Consider the following 10,978-nt stretch of genomic DNA (forward strand, 5'->3'; position numbering starts at 1 on the left):
AATTTAGGTGTAAACTGAAAAGCGCTCATTACGACAAAAGCTTGCCAAAGTCAGACCTGAGCGCTTAGCTGTTTCTATGGCCAGTGTACTGGGTGCAGAAATAGTGGCCAGTAATGAGATATCAAGCTGGATGCATTTCTTAACCAGTTCATAACTTGCACGGCTGGTCATGACGACAAAGCCTTGGTTTAATGGAATCTTATGCTTGACCAAATAGCCAATCAGTTTATCTAGTGCATTATGCCGGCCAGCATCTTCAAACACCATAAGTACATCACCTTCACACACCCATGCTGCTGCGTGTGCACCACCAGTCACGGCACTAATGGGCTGTCGTTTTTGTAGCGAAATCATGGCTGCGGGAATCAATGACAGCCACTCTGTGGGAGCAGATATGGTAATTTTTGCTAAAGACGCATCTACTTGTTGCAGACTTTCAATACCGCAAAGTCCACAACCGGTTTGACCAATCAAAGAACGTCTATGTGCTTTTAATTGTGCAAAAGCTTCAGAAGCAATGGTGATGTGTATTTGATAACCCAGCGGACTTTTCTCAATGTCTAGATCATAAATATGACGTACATGCTGAATAATACCTTCGCTCAGACTAAAGCCAATTGCAAACAGATCCAGATTGACGGGAGTCACCATCATCACGGCATGTGATATACCGTTATAAATTAAAGCAACGGGATATTCTTCAACCACTTCGTCTAAACCCGTACTAATTTCATGATGACGATAGCGTGTCACCGAAACCGATTGATGGCCTTGAGAAAAAATGGATTCTCTCAAGGCGTCGATTTGATTAGATTCATCCATTGGCATGTTCGGGATCGACTTCTGCCGCCAGATTAAAGTTTTCAGGTGGTTGACCCGCATGTAAAATCACTGGAATGCTTTTCGATGCAGGAATCCGGGCGTGTTTATCGTGGCTACTTAAGGCAACTAAAGGGTTAGTTTCAGGATAATACGCAGCCAAACTACCGACAGGTACGTTATATGGCACAATACGGAAGCTTTTCACAATACGTTTTTGACCATCGGAAAACACACTTTCGATATCGACCCACTGATCTGCTTTGAAACCAGATGCTTGAATATCCTGTTCATTCATAAACAAAACACGGCGCTGACCAAAAACACCTCGATAACGATCATCAAGACCGTACAATGTCGTGTTGTACTGATCGTGAGAACGGGTAGTCATCAGGGTATACACTTTTGCATCTGGATAGCCATCGGCATACTGGTGTTCTTTATCGGCATAAATTTCACTGAGTGGTGAAATGATAAACTGTGCCTTACCGCTGGCAGTATTCCATGTGTAGCTATTTGCTGGATGTTCGAGATGAAAACCACCCGGCTGATAAACGCGTTTATTGAAATCATGAAATTCATCAAACACTTCTGAAATCGCATCGCGGATACGATCGTAGTTTTCAATGTACCAGCGCCATTGAACAGGCGTTTCTTTGAGTGTCGCTTCTGCAATGCGTGCCACAATATCTGGTTCAGACAATAGATCAGATGAAATAGGCTGATTTGGCCCCGAAGATAAATGCACATTACTCATCGAATCTTCAACACTGATCGCTTGAGGTCCGTGTTTTTGCATGTCAACTTCAGTACGTCCCAAACAAGGCAGCATCAAGGCATCTTCACCGCACACCAAATGGCTTCGATTCATCTTGGTGGTAATATGTACGGTGAGTTTACACTTGCGTAGTGCATCTTGAGTAAAATGACTGTCGGGTGTCGCAACTGCAAAATTGCCACCGAGGGCAATAAAGACTTTTACGCGGCCATCGGCCATCGCTTTGATGGTTTCGACGACGCCCAATCCGTTTTCACGTGGGCTTTTTATTCCAAACACGCGATCTAAGCTATCGAGTAGTTTAGGTGCCGGACGCTCATTAATGCCTACCGTACGGTCACCCTGTACATTACTATGCCCGCGAATGGGTGCGAGTCCTGCTCCCGGCTTACCTAATAGGCCACGGCATAATACCAAGTTGGCAAGTAAATGAACGTTGGCTGTACCATGTCGATGTTGGGTAATGCCCATTCCCCAGCAAAAGATTGGGCGCTCAGATTGAATATAGAGCTTGGCGAGCGCTTCAAGGTGGTCTGGGCTCAAGCCAGTATAACGATGAATCTCTGCCCATTCGGTACGATCCAGCTCGGCAAGCATGTCTGAAAAACCAATCGTTTGCTCCTCAATAAATGCTTGATCGAATAAACTTGGCTTTCCTTGTGCGACGGCTTGTTTGTTCCATTCATGGGTATGTTTTAACAAACCAAACATAATCGCGTAATCCCCCCCAATACTCGGCTGGAAATAATAGCGACTGATCGGCGTGCTGCCGTTGGTCATCATTTCAAGTGGAGCTTGAGGGTCTTGAAAACGTTCTAGTCCGCGTTCTTTAAGCGGATTGAGTGCAACAATGGTGCCTCCACGTTTAGATACTTCTCGTAATGTTGCGAGCATACGCGGGTGATTGGTCCCCGGATTATGTCCAAAACTAAAGATCGTATCAGCCAGATCAAAGTCGTCTAGCGTTACAGTGCCTTTACCCAAACCAATGGCATCTTTTAAGCCCACACTAGTCGGCTCATGACACATATTGGAGCAATCTGGAAAATTGTTGGTACCGAAGCTACGTACAAAAAGTTGGTATAAAAAGGCGGCTTCGTTACTGGCGCGTCCAGAAGTATAAAAGGCAGCCTCGTTAGGGTTGTCGAGCGCTTGCAAATGTTTGGCGATCAGTTGAAACGCATCATCCCAAGAGATTGGCACATATTTGTCTGTTGCGGCATCGTATCGCATTGGGTCGGTAATACGCCCAACGTCTTCCAAAAAGAAATCACTTTGTTCAGATAGCCAGCTTACAGTATGCGTTGCAAAAAACTCAGGCGTTACGCGCTTACTGGTGGCTTCAAATGCCACAGCTTTGGCGCCGTTTTCACAAAAGTTAAAAGTTTGCGTATCTTTTTTTTCTGGCCATGCACAGCCCGGACAGTCGAATCCGGTCGGCTGGTTAATATTGAGCAGAGAAATCGAACCTTTTTTAAACGTTTCTTGCCGCTTCAGATTACGTGCAACACTGAGTAATGCGCCCCAACCACCAGCAGGCTGATCGTATGGTTCAATACGGGCATAGTTTGGATTATTTTCATCTGCCAATTTTTCTCTGCTGTCCATATCCTCGTCCTGATGCTTTTGCTAAGTTTTCATACTAAATCCATTTTTAACATATCGTTGCTAAAATTTGTAACGACTGCACACACATTTAACAAACTAACCTTTTGATCTGTTGTTAATTAATTTGTTTATGTCGAATAAAATGTACGTTAGTCTTCAAGTAATTGTCTTGCTGCCATGTGACTTTTTAAATCGATACATTGCATGCTCAAGCGCTGTAGTGCTGTCTGCTCTAGATTCAAACCTTGCCAAGTTTGCATTTGTTCAAATAACCATTGCATATCGCTTTGTTTTGGCGCTGTATGGTCTAGAACCAAATGTCGAATAATTTTTTCCAGAGCATGGTATTTCTGTACATGAATCTCTTCGTTACATTGAAAGCGAATTACATTAAAGTCGATGAGCATTTGCCAGACCGGTTTGAAGTCCTCCAGTATTTCAAGCTCACGCTGAGCCTTGAGAATAGCAGCAGTAAGTGCACATAAGGTATTTGGATGATGTGATGCCCATTCATGCGTGACTGCCAATACTTTATCTGCAATTTCGGGAACAATATCGCGGCTGTGCGCTACAATTTGGCTCACACCTTCGACTTCACCTTGGGTATTCCATGGTTCACCTACACAAAAACCGTCTATAGCATGAGAAGAAATTGCCTCGACCATATACGGTGGCGGTAGCGTTTTTAATACAATGTCTAGTGCCACACTTGGATCTGCAAGTGCAATCCATTCTCTTAAGCAATAGTGATGAATCGAATGATTAAACACATGCGCCAGATGAACCGGATGTCCTGCATGAAGATGCTGTACCAGTTTGTATGCCGATTGAAACGGCGTATCTGCAGGTTGAATACGTAAATCATGGCTGAGCTTCTGGCTTAAGCTGATATAGGCACGATTAATACTTAAAACTAGAGGTGTTTTGAGCTGAATACCGATTTGGTCTTCGCCTACTGCCGCAGCAGGGAGCATGGCAGATAAACAATGTGCGGCATCTAAAATGCCAAAAGCTAGACGATCTCGCAAACTTGCCCATGAGGCTTCCTTAACCAAAGTAACATCAAGTCCGAAGTCATCAAAAAAACCGCGCTGTTTTGCCCAAAGTAATGCAATACAATCCAGTAAAGGAATATAGCCAATATGCAGTTGTGTTTTTTCCAAGTGGCTCATGTTAGTCCTCTTTTAACTGGCTATTGAGTAATTGCTGGGCATCGATCAGCCGCCGTGCCATTTCACCGATCGTGATACGGTGACTCATGGCATTTTTGCGTAGTAACTGAAATGCGGTGTCTTCGGTCAGGCTATGAAGCTGCATCAGAAGCACTTTGGCTTTTTCGATATCTTTTCGGTCTGCTAGCTTGAGCTTGGTTTCTTTTAAATCGCTTTCGAGCTGCTTATGCTTTTTGAACTGTTCAATCGAAATTTCAAGAATGATTTCCAAGCGTGCAGGGTCAATACCATCCACAATATAGGCAGTTACACCGGCATCGATGGCCTGTTTAATGGTTTCTTTGTTGCTGTTTTTGGTAAAGAGTACTGTAGGCAAATCAAAGTGACTGACGCAGCTTTCAATAATGTCACGATGTGGATGATCCATATCCAGCAAAATGACATCGGCTTGAAGATTTTCAAGCTTAAATGTATTCATGTGGTCTAGCGGTAGACATGCCACCACATCAAAATCATGCGCACGCAAGTTTTGTTGAACAAATTCAGCGCGTTCAAGATCGTCATCAATCAATGCAATTTTTAATTTTGGCATAGGTCGTAGGGCATAATTTTTCGCATTTGCGAAACAGTGTAAGCGAAAATAATTGAAAAATTGCATAGCAAGATAAGTGCCACCTTAAAAAGAGTAAAATTTGATGGTTATTTGTACTTCGATCTTATGAAGTGATCTGTTGTGGTGCATTGGCGTCTCGTCATGACGCATGTGCCGACTATTATTCGTTAAATAAGAAGCAAAAATCGACTGTTGTTCATGTTTAAAAAGGTGAGCCATCAAAAAGCGAGCTTAAAGAAACGATTTTTTAAATAAAAAAAGCATAAAACGAAAAACTGGCACATGCTTTGCATAGATATTACTGAGTCAAAGACGACTCTGTTTTAAAAAATTTGTAAGACGGCCAACGACGTCCGTTCTGATCGATTGCCAATACAGCGCAAGCTGTTTAGCCCATATTACGTTCAGTTCAGGAGAAGGCCATGTCTTCAAATTTAGATTTAACAGCAAAAAAAGCGACGAAAATAAATCTATTTAGTTTTAAAGTTCCAGCGATGCGAGCCTTCCATATGAGTTGGCTCGCTTTTTTTGTCTGTTTTTTTGCTTGGTTTGCATGTGCACCACTTATGCCAGTGATTGCAGGTGAATTTCACCTCACTAAAGATCAGATTGCCAATATCAATATCGCCGCCGTTGCGATTACCATTTTGGTTCGCCTTATTGTCGGGCCGCTATGTGACAAATACGGCCCACGTAAAACCTATACTGCTTTATTGCTGATTGGCAGTATTCCTGTTTTTGGTGTCGCTGCCGCAAACAGTTATGAATCCTTCTTATTCTTTAGATTACTCATTGGTGCCATCGGGGCAAGCTTTGTCATTACCCAATATCATACCAGTATCATGTTTGCTCCAAATGTAGTGGGTACGGCCAATGCCACCACTGCGGGCTGGGGAAATGCGGGTGGTGGTGCTACACAAGCGTTAATGCCGCTTTTGCTTGCTGCACTGGTGATGTTTGGCGTAGAGCAAAGCATGGGCTGGCGTGTGGCCTTACTGGTTCCGGGTATGATGATGGTGATTGTAGGCCTGCTGTACTGGAAACTGACCCAAGACTGCCCACAAGGTAATTTTAAAGAACTTCGCGCACAAGGAGTTGCAGTCGGGAGCGATAAAAAAGGCGGTATGGCGATTTTGATGCATGCTGCACGTAACTATCGCGTCTGGATTTTATTTGGTGCCTATGCGGCGTGTTTTGGTATTGAAATCTTTATTCATAACATCGTAGCCATGTACTACGTCAATAACTTTAACTTTGGCCTTAAGGAAGCTGGATTTGCAGCGGGTATCTTTGGTTTGCTGGCTTTATTTGCCCGCGCACTCGGTGGCATTGTGTCCGATAAAGTAGCCATGAAAAAAGGCCTCGATGGTCGCACGAAAGTACTTTTTGTCATGATTTTGTGTGAAGGTTTATTTCTGGTTTTATTCTCTCAAATGAATACTCCGATGCTGGCGATTTTAAGTATGACCGTATTTGCATTGTTTACCCACATGGCATGTGGTGCAACCTATGCATTGGTTCCGTTTATCGATCGTGACGCGCTGGGTGGTGTTGCAGGCATCATTGGTGCTGGCGGTAATGTTGGCGCAGTGGCAGCGGGTTTCTTGTTAAAAGGCATGGTGGATATTCAAACCTGTTTGATGGTGTTGGGTGGTCTGGTGGTGGTGGCAGCAGGTTTTGTGATGCTGATTCGTTTTTCGGTCGAGCATAAGGTGAAAGAACAGCGTCTTTTTGAGCAAGCCATTCTTGAACGAAACAACCTTGCATAACCAGAACTGACCTATCTTATATCTATTCGGAGAATACCCATGAAACTTGTCATGATTGGCCACGGTATGGTCGGGCACAAATTTATCGAAAGCTTGATGGAAAAAGCAGATGATGAAATGGAAGTCACCATTTTGGCCGAAGAGCCGAGAATCGCATATGACCGAGTGCATTTAAGCGAATACTTTAGCGGTAAAAGTGCCAAAGACCTTTCTCTTGCACGTATGGATTTTGCCGATGCTTATGGTATCGATTTACGCTTAAATACTCGCGTAACCGCAATTGACCCTGTTGAAAAAATAGTGACCACATCTGCCGGTGATGTCATAGCTTATGACAAACTCATTTTGGCAACCGGATCTTATGCATTTGTACCACCAATTGATGGAAATGACCGTTCAAACTGTTTTGTGTATCGCACCATTGAAGATCTAGATGCGCTTCGTGCTGCAAGCTTGAAGGCTAAATCTGGTGTGGTGATTGGCGGTGGTTTATTAGGGCTTGAAGCCGCCAAGGCATTACGCGATTTAAATCTTGAAACACATGTGGTCGAGTTTGCGCCGCGCTTGATGGCAGTACAGATCGACGACTTAGGTGGCAAGGTATTACGCCGTAAAATTGAAAACTTGGGGGTAAAAGTTCATACGCAAAAAGCCACGCAGTCAATTGAAGAAGGTGAAACCAGTCATCATGTGATGAAGTTTGCAGACGGTAGCTCACTTGAAACCGATATTGTTTTGTTTTCAGCTGGTATTCGTCCACGTGATGAATTAGCTAAAGCGTCTGGGCTTGCTGTTGGTGAACGAGGTGGTATCAAGATTAATCAATACTGCCAAACTTCAGATCCACATGTTTATGCAATTGGTGAATGTGCGCTTTGGGACAACAAAATTTATGGTCTTGTTGCGCCGGGGTATGATATGGCGCGTATAGCTGCCAAACATGTACTGGATGAAAGTACTCATGGCTTTGCTGGCGCTGATATGAGTACCAAACTCAAGTTGATGGGGGTAGATGTCGCTTCGATTGGTGATGCACATGCCATGACACCCGATGCGTTGAGCTATTTTTACGCCGATGAAGACGCACTCATTTATAAGAAAATTGTGGTCAATGCTCAAAAAACCAAACTGCTTGGCGCCGTATTGGTGGGCGATGCCAAAGAGTACAATGATTTATTACAAATGATGCTTAACGGTCTGGATTTACCAGATCAACCTGAAAGCTTGATTATGCCGGGATATGCTCAATCCGGTACAGCTAAGGCAGGCGGCAGTGGCATCGACTTACTTCCAGATAGCGCAACCATTTGCTCATGCAATAATGTGTCTAAAGCCGATATCTGTCATGCGATTGAAGACGGCGCGACGTCATTAGGTGCATTAAAGAAATGTACAAAAGCAGCTACAGCTTGCGGTGGCTGCGCGCCTTTAGTGACACAAGTACTTAAATCAGAGTTACAGCGTCAGGGCGTTACGGTGAATAACCACATTTGTGAGCATTTTGCTTACTCGCGCCAAGAGCTGTATCACTTGATTCGTGTCAATGAAATCAAAACTTTCGATGATCTAATCCATCAGCACGGTCATGGATTAGGCTGTGATATCTGTAAACCGACGGTTGCCAATATTTTAGCCTCATGCTGGAACGATTTTGTTTTAAAACCGACTCATGCAGGTTTGCAAGATAGCAACGATTATTATTTGGGCAATATTCAAAAAGATGGCTCGTATTCGATTGTACCGCGCATGGCGGGTGGTGAAGTTACTCCAGATGGGTTAATTGCAGTCGGGCAAATCGCCAAAAAATATAATCTTTATACCAAGATCACCGGTGGTCAGCGTGTGGATATGTTTGGAGCGCAGGTACATCAGTTGCCATTGATTTGGGAAGAATTGATTGCTGCTGGTTTTGAGTCGGGTCATGCTTACGGTAAATCGCTGCGCACGGTCAAATCGTGTGTAGGCAGCACATGGTGTCGCTATGGTGTGGATGATTCGGTTGGTTTGGCGATCTTTCTTGAAAATCGTTACAAAGGCCTGCGCTCTCCACATAAATTAAAAATGGCAGTTTCTGGGTGTACTCGTGAGTGTGCAGAGGCCCAAGGGAAAGATGTCGGCGTCATTGCTACAGAAAAAGGCTGGAATCTTTATGTGTGCGGTAATGGCGGAATGAAACCACGTCACGCAGAACTACTGGCTTCGGACTTAGACACCGATACATTGATTCGTTATATCGACCGTTTCTTCATGTTTTACATTCAAACCGCAGATCGTTTACAGCGGACCAGTGTATGGCGCGACAACATGGAAGGTGGTCTAGATTATCTCAAAGCGGTTATTGTTCAAGATTCACTGGGTATAGCGGACGAGCTAGAGCGCCGTATGTCGCATGTAATCAACACTTATCAGGACGAATGGCGTACTGCTGTGGAAGATCCTGAAGTACGCAAACGCTTCCAGACGTTCATCAACCAAAAAGAGCAACACGATCCACACATTCAGTTTACCCAAGAACGAGGTCAGATCCGTCCGCTTAAAGACAGCGAACGTCATGAAGATCGTATTCCCATGGTTGAGGCATAAGGAGACAAACACATGACCAGTTTAAAAGCCTTAAATCGAGTGAATGATGCAGAATGGATCGAGATTTGCGCACTAAATGATATTACGCCCAATACGGGCGTGGGTGCGCTTCTTCACGAGCAGCAGATTGCGCTATTTCGTGTGGGACATGAGCAACGAGTGTATGCGCTCAGTAATACCGATCCATTTAGTGGCGCAAATGTGATGTCTCGCGGGATTATTGGCGATTTACAAGGTGAGCGTGTTGTCGCATCTCCAATCTATAAGCAGCATTTTAGCTTGGCCACAGGTCGCTGTCTGGAAGATAAAGACCAACGACTATTGGTATTTCCAACCAAAGTCGAACAAGGACGGGTGTATGTTTCGCCCATAGCGCAAAAGACGTACATTACCAACAACGGAACTGCGCAAGAAAAACTGAAGCTGGTATTGGTCGGAAATGGCTTGGCAGGTATGCGCTGCCTAGAAGATTTACTGGATATGAATGCCGAGCGCTATGAAATTACCGTGATTGGTGAAGAGCCATGGGGCAATTACAACCGCATCATGCTTTCGCCTGTTTTATCGGGTGAAAAAACGGTAGAAGATATCATGTTGCATTCGCATGCATGGTATCAAGAGCGTCAAATGCGATTTATTGCGGGCGATCCGGCTGTGAAAATTGATCGAACCCGTAAACAAGTGACAACACAACAAGGCCAGATCGTCGACTACGACCGTTTGATTCTTGCAACAGGATCGAAACCGTTTATTCCACCGATACAGGGGAATCAACTCAAAGGCGTCATCAGCTTTCGGGATATCTATGATGTCAACACCATGGTGGATTACGCATCTAGCAAAACTCACGCCATTGTGATTGGTGGTGGCTTACTGGGCCTTGAAGCTGCGTATGGGTTAAAGCAACGTGGAATGCAGGTAACTGTGCTGCATTTGATGGATCGAATCATGGATCGACAGCTCGATCAGCGAGCCAGCGAGCTACTTAAAGGCAGTATCGAGCACAAGGGAATCCGTATCCTTACCCAAGCCAATACCGAGGCTTTAATTGGCGATGAACATGGTCATGTTCAGCAGCTACGCTTGAGCGACGGCACTTTACTCAATGCTGACCTCGTGGTGTTTGCGGTAGGTATCCGCCCAAATATTGAGCTGGCCCAACGAGCCGGACTGCGATGTAATCGTGGAGTTTTGGTCAATGACACCATGCAAACCTTCGATCCGAGTATTTATGCCGTTGGCGAATGTATTGAGCACCGTGGTCAAACCTTTGGTTTAGTCGAGCCACTGTGGGGACAAGCCTTTATCTGTGCCAGCCATTTGGCAGAACATGGCAGCTTAACCTTTAAAGCGCCGACTGTGCCCACCCAGTTAAAAGTCAGTGGCGTGGATGTATTTTCTGCCGGTAATTTTCAGCCACAAGATGATTATGAAGACATCATTTTAAATGACGAAAAGCGTCAGATTTACAAGCGTATCATCATTCAACACGACCAGATCATCGGCGCCGTTTTGTTTGGTGACACTGAAGATGGTTCATGGTACGCAGAACTGATTGCAGATCAGACTCCAATTGGCTCGATTCGAAACAAATTGCTGTTTGGTCGCGATTTTGCATTAAGAAAAGCAGGTTAAT

Annotated in this window: 7 protein-coding genes; 3 read left to right on the forward strand and 4 right to left on the reverse strand. The window is 44.5% G+C overall.

Annotated features, from left to right (window positions below; translation table 11 throughout):
* Window positions 1-3 precede the first annotated feature (3 nt).
* The 4 genes from fdhD to KCV09_RS04155 form a co-directional block, all read right to left on the reverse strand.
* Entirely contained in the window at window positions 4-828 is an 825-nt protein-coding gene (gene fdhD / locus KCV09_RS04140; RefSeq protein ID WP_151815118.1) for a formate dehydrogenase accessory sulfurtransferase FdhD, read from the reverse strand.
* Window positions 815-3,205 (reverse strand): FdhF/YdeP family oxidoreductase, encoded by a 2,391-nt coding sequence (locus tag KCV09_RS04145; protein ID WP_212515582.1) that lies wholly within the window; start codon window positions 3,203-3,205, stop codon window positions 815-817. Before KCV09_RS04145 ends, fdhD begins: the two co-directional genes overlap by 14 nt.
* Window positions 3,206-3,354: 149 nt before the next feature.
* Window positions 3,355-4,377 (reverse strand): ABC transporter substrate-binding protein, encoded by a 1,023-nt coding sequence (locus KCV09_RS04150; protein WP_212515583.1) that lies wholly within the window; start codon window positions 4,375-4,377, stop codon window positions 3,355-3,357.
* Between the two features lies 1 nt (window position 4,378).
* On the reverse strand, window positions 4,379-4,969 hold the full coding sequence (locus KCV09_RS04155) for an ANTAR domain-containing response regulator (RefSeq protein ID WP_111812662.1): 591 nt from the start codon (window positions 4,967-4,969) through the stop codon (window positions 4,379-4,381).
* Between the two features lie 443 nt (window positions 4,970-5,412).
* On the opposite strand from KCV09_RS04155, the gene KCV09_RS04160 reads away from it, so the two are divergent.
* The 3 genes from KCV09_RS04160 to nirD are packed head-to-tail and all read left to right on the forward strand — an operon-like array spanning window position 5,413 to window position 10,977.
* Window positions 5,413-6,759 (forward strand): MFS transporter, encoded by a 1,347-nt coding sequence (locus KCV09_RS04160; protein ID WP_212515584.1) that lies wholly within the window; start codon window positions 5,413-5,415, stop codon window positions 6,757-6,759.
* Between the two features lie 39 nt (window positions 6,760-6,798).
* Window positions 6,799-9,342 (forward strand): nitrite reductase large subunit NirB, encoded by a 2,544-nt coding sequence (gene nirB, locus KCV09_RS04165; RefSeq protein WP_151815114.1) that lies wholly within the window; start codon window positions 6,799-6,801, stop codon window positions 9,340-9,342.
* A gap of 12 nt (window positions 9,343-9,354) precedes the next feature.
* Window positions 9,355-10,977 (forward strand): nitrite reductase small subunit NirD, encoded by a 1,623-nt coding sequence (nirD, locus tag KCV09_RS04170; RefSeq protein ID WP_151746252.1) that lies wholly within the window; start codon window positions 9,355-9,357, stop codon window positions 10,975-10,977.
* Window position 10,978 lies beyond the last annotated feature (1 nt).

It is taken from the genome of Acinetobacter soli, assembly GCF_018139125.1.
GTDB classification, from domain to species: Bacteria; Pseudomonadota; Gammaproteobacteria; order Pseudomonadales; family Moraxellaceae; genus Acinetobacter; species Acinetobacter soli.